General features: G+C 58.6%; 14 protein-coding genes. 8 read left to right on the top strand and 6 right to left on the bottom strand.

The genetic code is table 11. The features are described from left to right. Positions 1-240 precede the first annotated feature (240 nt). Positions 241-678, top strand: a complete 438-nt coding sequence (locus tag C2E19_RS02880; RefSeq protein WP_008080573.1) for a YkgJ family cysteine cluster protein — start codon at positions 241-243, stop codon at positions 676-678. Positions 679-1,006: 328 nt separating this feature from the next. On the opposite strand, the gene typA is transcribed toward C2E19_RS02880, so the two are convergent. Together typA and thiI are read right to left on the bottom strand one after the other, a co-directional pair. Continuing rightward, complete coding sequence (gene typA / locus C2E19_RS02875) at positions 1,007-2,827, bottom strand: translational GTPase TypA (RefSeq protein ID WP_129387813.1); 1,821 nt, start codon at positions 2,825-2,827, stop codon at positions 1,007-1,009. A gap of 139 nt (positions 2,828-2,966) precedes the next feature. After that, positions 2,967-4,421, bottom strand: coding sequence for a tRNA uracil 4-sulfurtransferase ThiI (thiI, locus tag C2E19_RS02870; protein ID WP_129387810.1), 1,455 nt, complete (start codon positions 4,419-4,421; stop codon positions 2,967-2,969). Positions 4,422-4,749: 328 nt separating this feature from the next. On the opposite strand from thiI, the gene glnA reads away from it, so the two are divergent. The 5 genes from glnA (at position 4,750) to ntrC (ending at position 10,590) form a co-directional block, all read left to right on the top strand. Continuing rightward, positions 4,750-6,156 (top strand): type I glutamate--ammonia ligase, encoded by a 1,407-nt coding sequence (gene glnA, locus C2E19_RS02860; RefSeq protein WP_008080570.1) that lies wholly within the window; start codon positions 4,750-4,752, stop codon positions 6,154-6,156. Positions 6,157-6,443: 287 nt separating this feature from the next. Continuing rightward, the gene (locus C2E19_RS02855; protein WP_129387807.1) at positions 6,444-6,956 is read left to right on the top strand and encodes a DUF4124 domain-containing protein; all 513 of its coding nucleotides are present in this window, start codon (positions 6,444-6,446) and stop codon (positions 6,954-6,956) included. Beyond that, positions 6,953-7,576, top strand: a complete 624-nt coding sequence (locus tag C2E19_RS02850; protein WP_129387804.1) for a DUF4124 domain-containing protein — start codon at positions 6,953-6,955, stop codon at positions 7,574-7,576. The genes C2E19_RS02855 and C2E19_RS02850 overlap by 4 nt, the downstream gene beginning before the upstream one ends. Before the next feature lie 495 nt (positions 7,577-8,071). Beyond that, positions 8,072-9,157, top strand: a complete 1,086-nt coding sequence (gene glnL / locus C2E19_RS02845) for a nitrogen regulation protein NR(II) (protein WP_122593979.1) — start codon at positions 8,072-8,074, stop codon at positions 9,155-9,157. Further along, complete coding sequence (gene ntrC / locus C2E19_RS02840; RefSeq protein WP_007909238.1) at positions 9,154-10,590, top strand: nitrogen regulation protein NR(I); 1,437 nt, start codon at positions 9,154-9,156, stop codon at positions 10,588-10,590. Before glnL ends, ntrC begins: the two co-directional genes overlap by 4 nt. A 605-nt stretch (positions 10,591-11,195) precedes the next feature. Here ntrC and C2E19_RS02835 read toward each other — a convergent pair. After that, on the bottom strand, positions 11,196-11,636 hold the full coding sequence (locus C2E19_RS02835) for a hypothetical protein (protein WP_129387801.1): 441 nt from the start codon (positions 11,634-11,636) through the stop codon (positions 11,196-11,198). Here C2E19_RS02835 and C2E19_RS02830 point away from each other — a divergent pair. Then, positions 11,635-12,090, top strand: coding sequence for a tRNA (cytidine(34)-2'-O)-methyltransferase (locus C2E19_RS02830; protein WP_129387798.1), 456 nt, complete (start codon positions 11,635-11,637; stop codon positions 12,088-12,090). The two genes, C2E19_RS02835 and C2E19_RS02830, sit on opposite strands and share 2 nt — an antisense overlap. A 180-nt stretch (positions 12,091-12,270) precedes the next feature. On the opposite strand, the gene secB is transcribed toward C2E19_RS02830, so the two are convergent. Genes secB through C2E19_RS02815 form a run of 3 tightly spaced genes read right to left on the bottom strand, consistent with a single transcriptional unit; the run spans position 12,271 to position 13,483 of the window. Beyond that, positions 12,271-12,756, bottom strand: a complete 486-nt coding sequence (gene secB, locus C2E19_RS02825) for a protein-export chaperone SecB (protein WP_007909233.1) — start codon at positions 12,754-12,756, stop codon at positions 12,271-12,273. A 57-nt stretch (positions 12,757-12,813) separates the two neighbouring features. Continuing rightward, entirely contained in the window at positions 12,814-13,068 is a 255-nt protein-coding gene (gene grxC / locus C2E19_RS02820; protein WP_025110925.1) for a glutaredoxin 3, read from the bottom strand. 1 nt (position 13,069) lies between these two features. Next, a complete protein-coding gene (locus C2E19_RS02815) occupies positions 13,070-13,483 on the bottom strand; it encodes a rhodanese-like domain-containing protein (protein WP_008080560.1) in 414 nt (137 codons plus the stop codon). 153 nt (positions 13,484-13,636) lie between these two features. Between C2E19_RS02815 and gpmI the strand changes: the two genes are divergently transcribed. Further along, on the top strand, positions 13,637-15,166 hold the full coding sequence (gene gpmI, locus C2E19_RS02810) for a 2,3-bisphosphoglycerate-independent phosphoglycerate mutase (protein ID WP_129387795.1): 1,530 nt from the start codon (positions 13,637-13,639) through the stop codon (positions 15,164-15,166). Positions 15,167-15,368 lie beyond the last annotated feature (202 nt).

Raw genomic sequence — 15,368 nt, 5'->3', positions numbered from 1 at the left:
GGGGAATTGTCTGAGCCTAGACGGTCTGACCGACGGTAGCGGCTCTGGTTCGGCAGTTTTTCCCGAGACTGTGAGATAGCCCGGCATTACCTTGTCGAGTGAGCTAATGAATGCAGGGGCCGTGCCGAATTGTCCGGCAATGTGCCTGCACGCTGAAAAAATCTGGCGAAAGGTTGTTCAAAAATCCACCAGTCCCGGTATGATCGCGCGCCCTGATGCACACACGCCTGGTAACTCCCGATGATGAAGCCCAACCTGATTGCCGCCGCCGAGATCGATCGTCTCGATACGTGGGCAAAATACTCAGCCCCGATGTGCGGTTCCTGCATATCCAGCTGCTGCACGCTGCCGGTTGAGGTGAAGATCAAGGATCTGGTGCGCATCGGTGTGGTCGACGAATTCGAACTCGGTGACCCGCCGAAGAACATCGCCAAGCGTTTGCAGAAGGAAGGCCTGGTCGAGCGTTTCAACCAGAAGTCGGGCATCTTCACCCTGCAGCGCATGAGCAACAACGATTGTTACTACCTGGATCGTAAGAGCCGCCTGTGCACCATTTATGACAAGCGCCCGGATACCTGTCGCAATCACCCGAAGATCGGGCCGCGTCCGGGGTATTGCGCGTACAAGCCGAAGGAAGTGGTGCGCGAGCAGAATTTCCGGGCGATCGAGAAGTTTTAAAAGCTTACCCTCATCGGAACGCCGCCCGCCCAGCCCTCTCCCGGAGGGAGAGGGCGCCGACCGAGGTGTCTGGGGCCATACATCGACCTGAAACACCCAGTCGAATATGGATTCGGTTGAGCCCCACCAAATCGATTTTGGATTCAGCAGAATTCTTTCAAGTCAATGTATCCCCTGAGCATCCCCCATTCAGTCCCCTCTCCCTCCGGGAGAGGGCTAGGGTGAGGGGCTTTTGATCTTCAAGGCCCAATCTGCACTTCCCCCAGACAAACAAAAACGCCCCCGGTCTCTCGACCGGGGGCGTTTTCATTCAGCCGGAACTAATGACTCAGTTCTTGGCTTTCTTGGCAGCGCGGGTACGCTCGCTTTCGTCCAGGATCTTCTTGCGAAGACGGATGGACTTAGGAGTTACTTCGCACAGCTCGTCTTCCTGGATGTATTCCAGAGCCTGTTCCAGAGTGAACTTCACTGGTGGAACCAGAGCGATGGTTTCGTCTTTACCCGACGCACGCATGTTGTCGAGCTTCTTGCCCTTGGTAGGGTTAACGCCCAGGTCGTTGTCGCGGCTGTTCTGACCAACGATTTGACCGTTGTAGATCTCCTGGCCGTGTTCTACGAACAGTTTGCCACGAGCCTGCAGGGTTTCCAGCGAGTAGGTCAGTGCCTTGCCGGTTTCAACCGAAACCAGAACGCCGTTCTGACGGCCGGACATGTGGCCCGACTTGACGGTGTCGTAACGATCGAAGATCGAGGTCAGGATGCCAGCACCGTTGGTCAGGGTCAGGAACTGGTTACGGAAACCAATCAGACCGCGAGCAGGGATATTGTATTCCAGACGAACACGGCCCTTGCCATCCGGCACCATGTTGCTCAGGTCGCCTTTACGCAGACCCATCTCTTCCATGACCTTGCCCTGAGCTTCTTCAGGGATGTCGATGGTCACGTTTTCAAACGGTTCCTGCTTGACGCCGTCAACTTCACGGATGATCACTTCCGGACGACCCAGAGCGATTTCGAAGCCTTCGCGACGCATGGTTTCGATCAGTACCGAGAGGTGCAGCTCACCACGGCCGGAAACCTTGAACTTGTCAGCGGTGTCGCCTTCTTCAACGCGCAGTGCAACGTTGTACAGCAGCTCTTTGTCCAGACGGTCCTTGATGTTACGGGACGTCACGAACTTGCCTTCTTTACCGCAGAATGGCGAGTCGTTTACCTGGAAGGTCATCGAAACGGTTGGCTCGTCAACGGTCAGAGGCTTCATCGCCTCGACGGTGTCCGGGTGGCACAGGGTGTCGGAGATGAACAGCGAGTCCATACCGCTGATGCAAACGATATCGCCTGCTGCAGCTTCTTCAACGTCAACGCGGTGCAGACCGTGGTGACCCATCAGTTTCAGGATACGACCGTTGCGACGCTTGCCGTCGGCACCGATAGCCACAACCGGGGTGTTCGGCTTGACGCGGCCACGAGCGATACGGCCAACGCCGATAACACCCAGAAAGCTGTTGTAGTCCAGAGCGGAGATCTGCATCTGGAATGCGCCGTCACGGTCAACAGCCGGAGCCGGAACGTGGTCGACTACCGCTTGGTACAGCGGGGTCATGTCTTCAGCCATGTCGGTGTGATCCAGACCGGCAATGCCGTTCAGGGCCGAGGCGTAAACAACCTGGAAGTCCAGTTGTTCTTCGGTAGCACCGAGGTTGTCGAACAGGTCGAAGATCTGGTCCAGAACCCAGTCCGGACGCGCGCCTGGACGGTCAACCTTGTTGATCACCACGATTGGACGCAGGCCGGCTTCGAAAGCCTTCTTGGTCACGAAACGGGTTTGCGGCATAGGGCCGTCTTGAGCGTCAACCAGCAGCAGAACGGAGTCAACCATCGACATTACGCGTTCAACTTCGCCGCCGAAGTCGGCGTGGCCCGGGGTGTCCACGATGTTGATGTGGTAGCCGTTCCAGTTGATGGCGGTGTTTTTCGCCAGAATGGTAATACCGCGCTCTTTTTCCTGGTCGTTGGAGTCCATCACGCGCTCGTCGTTGAGCTCGTTGCGCTCCAGAGTGCCGGATTGACGCAGGAGTTTGTCTACCAGGGTGGTTTTACCATGGTCAACGTGGGCAATGATGGCGATGTTGCGTAGATTTTCGATCACTTGTGTATCTCGATCAGAGGATTCGGTTTGCTGACAAGTCTTGGCAGCGATTAGCAGTAGTGTCCGGCATGGCCGTTACAGCTTGACGGCGGTGTCGGGGGGCCGGTGACGCAGGCCACAGGCAAACAGCCCCGGGCACTTAGCTCGGTCGATAAACGCGCACATTGGCATGCCCCTCACTGAGCAAATGGTGAGCATGCAGGCGACTCATCACGCCTTTGTCGCAATACAGCAGGTACTGGCGAGTCGGATCCAGCTCCTTGAAACGAGCGTTCACTGCGTAGAACGGCATCGTCTGTACTTCTACGCCAGCGAGTTCCAGCGGCTCATCCTCGGCGGCATCCGGGTGACGGATGTCGATCACGATCTGGCCGGCCAGTGCTTCGCTGACTTCTTCAATCTGTACGTCCTGGCCCAATTCGTCGATCACCCGATCGATCGGCACCAGTTTGGCGTTTTCGAGCGCACGCTCGAGGACTGCCATGTCGAATTCTTTCTCTTCGTGTTCAACGCGACCGCGTTTGGCGGCGGTCTTCGGATTGACCGAAATGACCCCGCAGTATTCCGGCATGTGCCGGGCGAAATCGGCGGTGCCGATCTCGTTGGCGGTGTCGATGATGTCCTGCTTGTGCGCCACGATCAGCGGACGCAGGACCAGCTTGTCGGTCACGCAGTCGATCACCGACAGGTTCGGCAGCGTCTGGCTCGACACCTGGGAGATCGCCTCGCCAGTGACCAGCGCCTCGATCTGCAGGCGGTCGGCGATGTTGGAGGCCGCGCGCAACATCATACGCTTCAATACGACGCCCATATGACTGTTATCGACTTTGCCGAGAATTTCGCCCAACACTTCTTCGAACGGAACACTGACAAATAGCACGCGTTGCGAGCTGCCGTACTTCTTCCAGATGAAATGCGCGACTTCCATCACGCCCAATTCGTGGGCACGACCGCCCAGATTGAAGAAGCAGAAGTGCGTCATCAGGCCGCGACGAATGATCTGGTAAGCCGCAACGGTCGAGTCAAAGCCGCCGGACATCAATACCAGCGTCTGCTCCAACGCGCCAAGCGGGTAACCGCCGATGCCGTTGTGCTGGCTGTGGATCACAAACAACCGTTTGTCGCGAACTTCGATACGGACTTCGATTTGCGGCGCTTTCAGGTCGATACCGGCGGCACCGCACTCACGGCGCAGCTTGCTGCCGACGTATTTTTCGACGTCCATCGAACTGAACGCATGCTTGCCGGCACGCTTACAGCGTACCGAGAAAATCTTCCCGGCCAGCGCCGCGCCGTAGTGCTCTTTGCACTTCTCGGTGATGTCGTCGAAGTCGCCCAGCGGGTACTCGTCGATCTGCAGGAAGTGCGCGATGCCCGGCATGCAGGTCAGGCGCTCACCCATCTCTTTCAAGGCTTTGGCGTCGGTAACGCGTGTTTCCAGCTCGAGATTGTCCCACACACCGTTCACCACCACGGCCGGGTCCAGGTCGCGGAGCACGGTGCGGATGTTCTTGGCCAACTGGCGGATGAATTTCGTCCGGACAGGTCGGCTTTTGATGGTGATCTCGGGGAAGACTTTTACGATTAGTTTCATGAAAACAGCGCGCGAACGGCCAGCCGAAAAAGGGGGGCGCGGATTATAGCGGAAATTGCTCAAGGTTTAACCAGTTAATGTGCAGAAGGTTTTGCGCGCACCAAAACGGGTCATTTTTGATCGGAGACGCTACATTAGAGGGCGAGATTTTCTGCATTCAGGCACTTTGCACCTTAATAAGCGTGAAATTGGGGCAAAAAACCCATGCTGGGGCACTGGCATGCAATTTGCTCCCTTGTGAGGCAGGTTGCCTTGGCAGAGTATTCGCGCCGGCATCACCCAAATTCAAGGGCATCCACTACCAAGCCCGAAGCCACCCGGAGGACATATGTCGAAGACGGTTCAACTCATCAAAGATCATGACGTCAAGTGGATTGATCTGCGCTTCACGGACACCAAAGGCACTCAGCACCACGTGACCATGCCGGCTCGCGATGCTTTGGACGACGACTTCTTCGAAGTCGGCAAAATGTTCGACGGTTCCTCCATCGCTGGCTGGAAAGGCATCGAAGCCTCCGACATGATCCTGATGCCGGTTGACGAAACTGCCGTTCTCGACCCGTTCACCGAAGACGCCACCCTGATCCTGGTGTGCGACATCATCGAACCTTCGAGCATGCAAGGCTACGATCGCGACCCACGTGCGATCGCCAAGCGCGCCGAGGAACACCTGAAAGCCACCGGTATCGGTGACACCGTGTTCGCCGGTCCAGAGCCAGAATTCTTCATCTTTGACTCGGTAAAATTCAAGTCGGACATCTCCGGCTCGATGTTCAAGATCTACTCCGAGCAAGGTTCGTGGATGTCCGACCAGGACATCGAAGGCGGCAACAAGGGTCACCGTCCAGGCGTCAAAGGCGGCTACTTCCCGGTTCCACCGTTCGACCACGATCACGAAATCCGTACCTCCATGTGCAACGCACTGGAAGAAATGGGCCTGACCGTCGAAGTTCACCACCACGAAGTGGCGACTGCCGGCCAGAACGAAATCGGCGTCAAGTTCAACACCCTGGTGAAGAAAGCCGACGAAACCCAAACCCTGAAGTACGTTGTGCACAACGTTGCTGACGCTTACGGCCGCACCGCGACCTTCATGCCGAAGCCACTGTACGGCGACAACGGTTCGGGCATGCACGTACACATGTCGATCTGGAAAGACGGCAAGAACACCTTCGCAGGTGAAGGCTATGCCGGCCTGTCCGATACCGCTCTGTACTTCATCGGCGGCATCATCAAGCACGGTAAGGCCCTGAACGGCTTCACCAACCCGGCGACCAACTCCTACAAGCGTCTGGTACCAGGCTTCGAAGCTCCGGTAATGCTGGCCTACTCGGCTCGCAACCGTTCCGCTTCGATCCGTATTCCTTACGTGTCGAGCCCGAAAGCCCGCCGTATCGAAGCACGCTTCCCGGATCCGGCTGCCAACCCGTACCTGGCCTTCGCAGCACTGCTGATGGCCGGTCTGGACGGTATCCAGAACAAGATCCACCCAGGCGACGCTGCCGACAAAAACCTGTACGACCTGCCGCCTGAAGAGGCGAAAGAGATCCCACAAGTTTGCGGCAGCCTGAAAGAAGCCCTGGAAGAGCTGGACAAGGGCCGCGCGTTCCTGACCAAGGGCGGCGTATTCTCCGACGACTTCATCGACGCTTACATCGCGCTGAAATCGGAAGAAGAAATCAAGGTTCGCACCTTCGTACACCCACTGGAATATGAGCTGTACTACAGCTGCTGATCCGGTAGCGCCGCGTTTCTCGGCGTGAGTGAAAGAGGCCTCCTTCGGGAGGTCTTTTTTATTGCCCGGATTTTATGGCTCGACGCCTTTCCCTTGTGGGAGCGGACTTGCTCGCGAACGCGGCGGGTCATTGAAATAAGTGTTACCTGACACGACGCATTCGCGAGCAGGCTCGCTCCCACAGGGGATTTGTGGCGTGAGAATGGTCTCTGGATATGTGCAGGGTTGGGCCAACCGCTACGTCTGACCTATGCTGCACCCCATCGCTTTCAATCCCGGTCGATTTCATGGGTCGCACCTTTCTCTACATTCTGCTGCTGATCGCCCTGCCCGCCGCCGCGCAGATCTACAAATACACCGATGCCAACGGCAACACGGTGTACAGCGATCACTCGCCGGACGGAGTGCAGGCGCAACCGGTGGAGTTGCCGCCACTCAATCGCGTCGAACCGCAAGCACCCAGCGCACCCCCCGCGCCCGAAACCGATAATCGGCAGCCCGCGCGCAACGCCTACGACATTCTTGAACTGGCCGGCCTGCCCAACGAAGAAGCCCTGCGCGCCAACAACGGCACCTTCACCGTCAACGTACTGATCAAGCCGCGTCTACAACCATCGCATCAATTGAGGCTGGTTTTGGATGACGAGCCCTACGGTCAGCCGAGCAACGTGCCGATCCTGCAACTGGTGAACGTCGATCGCGGCGAACATCGGCTCGCCGTGCAGGTGATTGACGGGCAGACGATCATCCAGCAGAGCCCGCCAGTCCCCCTCAGCGTGCAGCGAGTGCATAAGCCATGATCCGCGCGTGGCTGATCGCTGTGTTGGCACTGACAACGCTGCAAGCCTCGGCAGAGGTGTTCACCTACACCGACGCCCAAGGTAATCGGGTATTCACCGACCAGCCGCGCGGCAACGCCAAACGAGTACCCATCGCCACCAGCAATCGCATGTCCGCAAACCCCTCCGCCGCCGCGCCGATCACCACCGCGAAAAAAGCCCCGGAACAACCACTGTTTCACTACGACATGCTGCGCATTCTGGTGCCCGAACCCGATGCCACGATTCGCAGCAGCGCCGGCGAAATCATCGTCAGCGTCACCAGCGAACCGGGCCTGCAAAGAGGTCATCGCTATCGTCTGTTGCTGGACGGGCAGGCCACCGGCGAACCCGGCCTGACACCGGTGTTCCCGCTGAAGAATATCGACCGTGGCAGCCATAACCTTTCGGTGGAAATCCTCGATGCCGAGGACCGTATCGTCGAACGCACAGCCAACCAACCCTTCCACATGCTGCGTATCTCCCTCGCGCAGAAGCGCCAGGTCAAACCCTGCGTCGCCGAAGACTACGGCGTGCGCCCGGAATGCCCTTTGAAAGACAAACCCGAAGAGCCGAAAAACCCCTTCCTGCGTTTCTTCTAACGCCGTTCAGCTTTGCGCACTATATTGGTGCAATAGACTGCACCGTACCCACATTCCAACCCATTTTGGTTCGAAACTTCCCGTTCGAGCTTATCGGCTGCCACGCAAACGAGCGTCAAACGCCTGTTTCAGGCGATAAGCGCTTCTTTTCGGAGCCTTGGTTTGGTTTTTGCATTTTCCGTTCACCGACGCTTGCTTGTTGCGCACGCTCCGCCCCCAAAAGAGAAGGAGGTCGTGCTCACCGTAAATGGCAATCGCGCAAAGCCCCACGAGACGCAAGACTAGGCATGAGGAGAGAAGTTTGGTTGCTCCAAATGAACGACGAATAACGACGGATTGCGTCTCGTGGGGCTTTGCCCTCCGGGTTGGCGCTGTGATCGCGCCATGCTGCGTTGCAGGACTTGAAAAGGAGAAGCCATTCTCTGCGTCCTGCGCCTTGCCTGGCGCGATCACAGCGCCAACGCGATTCGCCATTTACGGTGAGCACGACCTCCGATGACCATTAGCGACGCAATCCACCGTTTGCTGCTCGACAACCTGACCACCGCCACCATCCTGCTCGACGCCGAATTGCGCCTCGAGTACATGAACCCGGCGGCGGAGATGCTGCTCGCCATCAGCGGGCAGCGCAGCCATGGGCAATTCATCAGCGAGCTGTTCACAGAATCCACCGAAGCGCTGAATTCGTTGCGCCAAGCGGTAGAGCAGGCGCACCCGTTCACCAAGCGCGAAGCGATGCTCACCGCCCTCACCGGCCAGACTCTGACCGTGGACTACGCGGTGACGCCGATTCTCAGCAACGGCGCGACCATGCTCCTGCTCGAGGTTCATCCGCGTGACCGCCTGCTGCGGATCACCAAGGAAGAAGCGCAGCTGTCCAAACAGGAAACCAGCAAGATGCTGGTGCGCGGCCTCGCCCACGAGATCAAGAATCCGCTCGGCGGCATCCGCGGCGCTGCACAATTGCTTGCTCGCGAGTTGCCGGAAGAAAGCCTGCGCGACTACACCAACGTGATCATTGAAGAGGCCGACCGCCTGCGCAACCTGGTCGACCGCATGCTCGGTTCGAACAAGCTGCCGTCGCTGGCGATGTGCAACGTCCACGAAGTACTGGAGCGCGTCTGCCAACTGGTTGAAGCGGAAAGTCAGGGCTGCATCACCTTGGTGCGCGATTACGACCCAAGCATTCCCGACGTATTGATTGATCGCGAGCAAATGATTCAAGCCGTGTTGAACATCGTGCGCAACGCGATGCAGGCGATCAGCAGCCAGAACGAGTTGCGCCTGGGCCGCATCAGCCTGCGCACCCGAGCGATGCGCCAGTTCACCATCGGCCACATCCGCCATCGCCTGGTGACCAAGATCGAGATCATCGACAACGGCCCGGGGATCCCGGCGGAACTTCAGGAAACCATTTTCTTTCCCATGGTCAGCGGACGCCCGGACGGTACCGGGCTCGGCCTGGCCATTACCCAGAACATCATCAGCCAGCACCAGGGCCTGATCGAGTGTGACAGCCATCCAGGCCACACCACCTTCTCGATCTTTCTGCCACTGGAACAAGGAGCCACATCGACATGAGCCGTAGTGAAACCGTGTGGATCGTCGATGACGACCGTTCTATCCGTTGGGTGCTGGAAAAAGCCTTGCAGCAGGAAGGCATGACCACCCAGAGCTTCGACAGCGCCGACGGCGTGATGAGTCGCCTGGCCCGTCAGCAGCCTGACGTGATCATTTCCGACATCCGCATGCCGGGTGCCAGTGGTCTGGACCTTCTGGCGCGGATTCGCGAGCAGCACCCACGGTTGCCGGTCATCATCATGACCGCTCATTCCGATCTGGACAGCGCTGTCGCCTCCTATCAGGGCGGCGCCTTCGAGTACCTGCCAAAACCGTTCGACGTTGATGAGGCGGTATCGCTGGTCAAGCGCGCCAATCAGCACGCACAAGAGCAGCAAGGCCTGGAAGTCGTGCCGGCACTGACCCGCACCCCGGAAATCATCGGCGAAGCGCCGGCGATGCAGGAAGTGTTTCGCGCCATCGGCCGCTTGAGCCATTCCAACATCACCGTGCTGATCAACGGCGAATCCGGCACCGGTAAAGAACTGGTCGCCCACGCCCTGCATCGCCACAGCCCGCGCGCGGCCTCGCCATTCATCGCGCTGAACATGGCGGCGATCCCCAAGGATCTGATGGAATCCGAGCTGTTCGGCCATGAGAAAGGCGCGTTCACCGGCGCGGCGAATCTGCGTCGCGGCCGTTTTGAGCAGGCTGACGGCGGCACGCTGTTCCTCGATGAAATCGGCGACATGCCGGCAGATACGCAAACCCGCTTGCTGCGCGTTCTGGCCGATGGCGAGTTCTACCGCGTGGGCGGGCATGTGCCGGTCAAGGTCGATGTGCGCATCATCGCTGCGACGCACCAGAATCTGGAAACCCTGGTGCACGCGGGCAAATTCCGTGAGGACTTGTTCCATCGCCTCAACGTGATTCGCATCCATATTCCACGCCTGTCGGATCGTCGCGAAGACATCCCGACCCTGGCCAAGCACTTCCTCAGCCGCGCCGCGCAGGAACTGGCGGTCGAGCCGAAGCTGCTGAAAAGCGAGACCGAGGAATACCTGAAGAACCTGCCGTGGGGCGGCAACGTGCGTCAGCTGGAGAACACTTGCCGCTGGATTACGGTGATGGCGTCCGGGCGCGAAGTGCACATCAGCGACTTGCCGCCAGAGCTGCTGAACCTGCCGCAGGATTCGGCGCCAGTGACCAACTGGGAGCAGGCGTTGCGTCAATGGGCCGATCAGGCCTTGGCGCGTGGTCAGTCGAGTTTGCTCGACAGTGCGGTGCCGGCGTTTGAGCGGATCATGATCGAGACGGCGTTGAAGCATACCGCCGGGCGCCGGCGTGATGCGGCGGTGTTGCTGGGTTGGGGGCGTAATACCCTGACGCGCAAGATCAAGGAATTGGGGATGAAGGTTGATGGTGGCGATGATGATGAGGGGGATGAGGGGTAAAGACCTCGTTCGCTTGAGGTCGTATGTGTACTCAAGATCTCTCCCCTCACCCCAGCCCTCTCCCGAGGGAGAGGGAGCCGATTCATGTCGCTTCCAAATGTGTGTTCGACTCGGACTTTCATGTCGGCGCAGTTTTTTATATCAACTCGGTCAGTCCCCTCTCCCTCTGGGAGAGGGTTAGGGTGAGGGCAATTCAGCCGTGCACCACCTTAAGGCACTTTGACCCGCAATCGAGCATGTCCAGCGGCTGACTACCCAAATCAAAACCACTGCAAAACTTTAACTTTGAAAACACCAAAGCCCCGATTTCCGGGGCTTTCGTGTTTCTGATCAGCTTTTTGTTTCAACAAATTAAAACCTGGCACGCGCCCTGCAATACCTCTTGCAGGTGATTCGTTTCACCACCCGTTTCGGGGACCTTGGTACAGGCAGGCCGGGGATTCCCCTCTTTACACCGGGCGCAGATCGCCGCGCGATGCGCCCACCCTTTTGGGATCCTTGGTACAGGCAGGCCGGGGGTTCCCTCTTTACACCGGACCGACGCGTCACGCGAAGTCCACACTGTTTTGGGAACCCTGATACAGGCAGGTCAGGGATTCCCGCTTTTATTGCTCGCGGAGATGGATCTCCAGTCGCCAGCGGTCATCGACCTTGCTGCCGGCCCAGTCCCCCTGCAGCGGCCGCGCCGCCAACACCGTCAGCAACAACCCACCATCACTCGCTCGTGTCCGCCAGTTCAGGTCTTTGCCGTTGAGCTTGAGCTGGCCTTTCTGCGCTTTGCCTTCAGCCTGAAACAACAGCGCCACGGTGCCGTCGATGATTTCGCCGTGCAGCTTGGGTTCGTTGTTGAACCACACCACCAGCCCCTGCTCCGTCACCTCGACTTGCTGCAGCACGGTCGGATCGGGCGTGGTCAGGCGGCCGATCATCAAGCCGATCATTACGCCGACAATCGCCAGCGAACCGACCACTCGCGGGAATAGTTTCGAACGGTTGTCCACAGGCGGCGTAGAATGCCGCTCATCTTTACCTTCGGAGCCGTGCATGTTTCACGTCATCCTTTTTCAACCAGAAATTCCGCCGAATACCGGCAACGTTATCAGGCTGTGCGCCAACAGCGGCTGCCACCTGCATTTGATCGAACCGTTGGGCTTCGAGATGGATGACAAGCGCTTGCGCCGTGCCGGTCTCGACTACCACGAATATGCCACGCTGCAACGTCACGCGGACCTCGCCAGTTGCCTGCAGAGCATCGGTAACCCTCGGGTGTACGCGTTCACCACCAAGGGTTCGCGGCCGTTTCATGATGCCGCGTTCGTCCCGGGCGATGCGTTTTTGTTCGGCCCGGAAAGCCGTGGTTTGCCAGCGGAGGTGCTCGATGCCCTTCCTGCCGAACAACGCCTGCGCCTGCCGATGCGCGAAGGCTGCCGCAGCCTGAACCTGTCCAACACCGTGGCCGTCGCCGTATACGAAGCCTGGCGCCAGAACGACTTCAAGTAACACCGAAAATCCGCACTTCCTGGCTCCCCTGTAGGAGCTGCCGAAGGCTGCGATCTTTTGATCTTGATATTAAAAACAGGATCAAAAGATCGCAGCCTGCGGCAGCTCCTACATGAGGCTTGTTTCAGCCCAAGAAAAAAGCGCCTGTTACGGCGCTTTTTTCGTTGTAGTCCAGACCGCTTACTGAACGGTTGGCGTCTCGCCGCTTTCCTGCATGCGCTGCAATTCTTGCGCGTACAGAGCGTCGAAGTTCACCGGAGCCAGCATCAGCGCCGGGAACGAACCGCGGGTCACCAGGCTGTCCAGGGTTTCACGCGCGTACGGGAACAGAATGTTCGGGCAGAACGCACCTAAGGTGTGGCTCATCGAAGCCGCATCGAGGTTCTTGATCAGGAAGATACCGGCCTGCTGCACTTCAGCGATGAAGGCCACTTCTTCACCGTTTTTCACGGTAACGGACAGGGTCAGCACGACTTCGTAGAAATCGCCTTCCAAAGCCTTCTGGCGAGTGTTCAGATCCAGCGCGACAGCCGGGTCCCACTGCTGGCGGAAGATCGCCGGGCTTTTCGGGGCTTCGAAGGACAGGTCGCGTACATAGATGCGCTGCAAGGAGAATTGCGGTGCGGTTTCTTCTTCGCTGGCTGCAGTGTTCTGTTGGTCAGTCATCTCAGATCCTTATCGATCTTGGGTCTTTTAGGGAGTGCTGTACGTGGGTGCAGCCGTTCAGGCCTTGAGCAGCGCGTCGAGCTTGCCGGCGCGCTCCAGGGCATACAAATCATCACAACCACCGATGTGCTGACTGCCGATCCAGATCTGCGGCACGGACGTGCGCCCGGCCTTCTGGGTCATTTCGGCACGCACCTGCGGCTTGCCATCGACCTTGATCTCTTTGAAGGCCACGCCTTTGTTCTCGAGCAGGTACTTGGCTCGAGAGCAATAAGGGCAGTAATCACTGGAGTAGACGATGACTTCGCTCATATCACTTCACCAGCGGCAGGTTGTCGCCTTTCCAGCTGGAAATCCCGCCGGAAAGCTTGGCGGCGGTGAAGCCGGATTTCATCAGTTCGCGGGCGTGGGTGCCGGCGGTCTGACCGAGGGCATCGACCAGAATGATGGTCTTGGCCTTGTGCTTTTCCAGCTCGGCGGTGCGCGCAGCCAGTTTGTCCTGGGGAATGTTGATCGCGCCAACGATGTGGCCGGCAGCGAAATCCTTGGCCGGACGGATGTCCACCACTACGCCTGCGTCTTTGTTGACCAGTGCAGTCAGCTCGCCGGTGCTCAGGCTTTTACCGCCGCCCTGCATCGTGTGCGCCAGCAGCAGAGCCAGCAGTACGACGAAGATACCGACAAGAATGTAGTGGTTAGTGGCAAATTCAATCAGGTGAGCAACCATCGAAGGAGGTTCCAGGGCGTTAAAATGTCGGCCAGTATACACAGCCACTATGGTCGGCCAAACCCCGTCCGGCGGTGACGCGGTCGGAACTTAGCTTTAAACTCCAACTCCCTTTTCCATCGCCCTCTTCTTTATTAGCCACGAGTGGATTCCATGACGACTACGCCTAAACCTTTGGTCCTGATGATTCTCGACGGCTTCGGTCACAGCGAAAGCCCCGAATCCAATGCCGTTTTTGCGGCGAAGAAGCCCGTCCTTGATCGCCTGTGGGCCACCGTGCCGAACGGCTTGATCTCGGGCAGCGGCATGGACGTCGGCCTGCCGGACGGCCAAATGGGCAACTCCGAAGTCGGCCACATGAACCTCGGCGCCGGCCGCGTGGTGTATCAGGACTTCACGCGCGTGACCAAATCGATCCGCGATGGCGAATTCTTCGAGAACCCGACCATCTGCGCCGCTGTGGATAAAGCCGTGGCCGCTGGCAAAGCCGTGCACTTCATGGGCCTGTTGTCCGATGGCGGCGTACACAGCCATCAGGATCACCTGATCGCCATGGCCGAACTGGCCTTCAAGCGCGGCGCCGAAAAAATCTACCTGCACGCTTTCCTCGATGGCCGCGACACGCCGCCGAAAAGCGCTGCATCGTCGATCGAACTGCTCGATGCAACCTTCCAGGCACTCGGCAAGGGCCGCATCGCCAGCATCATCGGCCGTTACTTCGCGATGGACCGTGACAACCGCTGGGATCGCGTGGCCCAGGCCTACAACCTGATCGTCGACGGCAACAGCGAATTCAACGCCGCCACCGCGCAGGAAGGCCTCGACGCGGCTTACGCTCGTGGCGAAAGCGACGAATTCGTTAAAGCCACGACCATTGGTGAGCCGGTGAAAGTCGAAGACGGCGACGCCGTGGTGTTCATGAACTTCCGCGCCGACCGTGCCCGCGAGCTGACCCGCGTGTTCGTCGAGGACAACTTCAGGGACTTCGAACGCGCACGCCAGCCAAAACTGGCCGGTTTCGTCATGCTGACCCAATACGCGGCCAGCATTCCGGCACCGTCGGCATTCGCTCCGGGCAGCCTGGAAAACGTGCTCGGCGACTATCTGGCGAAAAACGGCAAAACCCAGCTGCGCATCGCTGAAACCGAGAAATACGCGCACGTGACCTTCTTCTTCTCCGGCGGCCGTGAAGAACCGTTCCCGGGCGAAGAGCGCATCCTGATCCCGTCGCCGAAAGTCGCTACCTATGACTTGCAGCCGGAAATGAGCGCGCCGGAAGTCACCGACCGCATCGTCGAGGCCATTGAAAACCAGCGTTTCGACGTGATCGTGGTCAACTACGCCAACGGCGACATGGTCGGCCACAGCGGTGTGTTCGACGCAGCAGTGAAGGCGGTTGAATGCCTCGACACCTGCGTGGGCCGCATCGTTGAAGCACTGGAAAAAGTCGGCGGCGAAGCGCTGATTACCGCTGACCACGGCAACGTCGAAAAAATGGCCGATGAAGAAACCCATCAGGCACACACCGCGCACACCACCGAGCCGGTGCCGTTCATTTACGTCGGCAAGCGTGACCTTAAGGTGCGTGAAGGCGGCGTCTTGGCGGACGTGGCGCCAACCATGCTGAAGCTGCTGGGTCTGGAGAAACCGGCGGAGATGACTGGCACCTCTATCCTGGTCTAACCCGCCCGATCAAACACCACAAAACCCTGTGGGAGCGGGCTTGCTCGCGAATGTGGTAGATCAGTCGACTTCAATGTTGCCTGATCCACCGCATTCGCGAGCAAGCCCGCTCCCACATTGGTTTTGCGCTATTTTCAATACCGAATCTGGTCCAGTTATCACACAGCCCCAATTGGGCGTTTTTTTTGCAGCCTCGGGCGGG

Origin of the sequence: Pseudomonas sp. DTU12.3 (assembly GCF_004124275.1) — a bacterium.
GTDB classification, from domain to species: domain Bacteria; phylum Pseudomonadota; class Gammaproteobacteria; order Pseudomonadales; family Pseudomonadaceae; genus Aquipseudomonas; species Aquipseudomonas helmanticensis.
The sequence above is the reverse complement of the archived record's forward strand: the minus strand, read 5'-3'. Positions and strand labels throughout refer to the sequence as shown.

Coding starts and splice junctions, on each gene's coding strand:
- grxC (WP_025110925.1), bottom strand. CDS start 13,068: ATGAGCGAAGTCATCGTCTACTCCAGTGATTACTGCCCTTATTGCTCT.
- secB (WP_007909233.1), bottom strand. CDS start 12,756: ATGACTGACCAACAGAACACTGCAGCCAGCGAAGAAGAAACCGCACCG.
- glnL (WP_122593979.1), top strand. CDS start 8,072: ATGACCATTAGCGACGCAATCCACCGTTTGCTGCTCGACAACCTGACC.
- ntrC (WP_007909238.1), top strand. CDS start 9,154: ATGAGCCGTAGTGAAACCGTGTGGATCGTCGATGACGACCGTTCTATC.
- C2E19_RS02830 (WP_129387798.1), top strand. CDS start 11,635: ATGTTTCACGTCATCCTTTTTCAACCAGAAATTCCGCCGAATACCGGC.
- glnA (WP_008080570.1), top strand. CDS start 4,750: ATGTCGAAGACGGTTCAACTCATCAAAGATCATGACGTCAAGTGGATT.
- gpmI (WP_129387795.1), top strand. CDS start 13,637: ATGACGACTACGCCTAAACCTTTGGTCCTGATGATTCTCGACGGCTTC.
- C2E19_RS02880 (WP_008080573.1), top strand. CDS start 241: ATGATGAAGCCCAACCTGATTGCCGCCGCCGAGATCGATCGTCTCGAT.
- thiI (WP_129387810.1), bottom strand. CDS start 4,421: ATGAAACTAATCGTAAAAGTCTTCCCCGAGATCACCATCAAAAGCCGA.
- C2E19_RS02850 (WP_129387804.1), top strand. CDS start 6,953: ATGATCCGCGCGTGGCTGATCGCTGTGTTGGCACTGACAACGCTGCAA.
- C2E19_RS02815 (WP_008080560.1), bottom strand. CDS start 13,483: ATGGTTGCTCACCTGATTGAATTTGCCACTAACCACTACATTCTTGTC.
- C2E19_RS02855 (WP_129387807.1), top strand. CDS start 6,444: ATGGGTCGCACCTTTCTCTACATTCTGCTGCTGATCGCCCTGCCCGCC.
- C2E19_RS02835 (WP_129387801.1), bottom strand. CDS start 11,636: ATGCACGGCTCCGAAGGTAAAGATGAGCGGCATTCTACGCCGCCTGTG.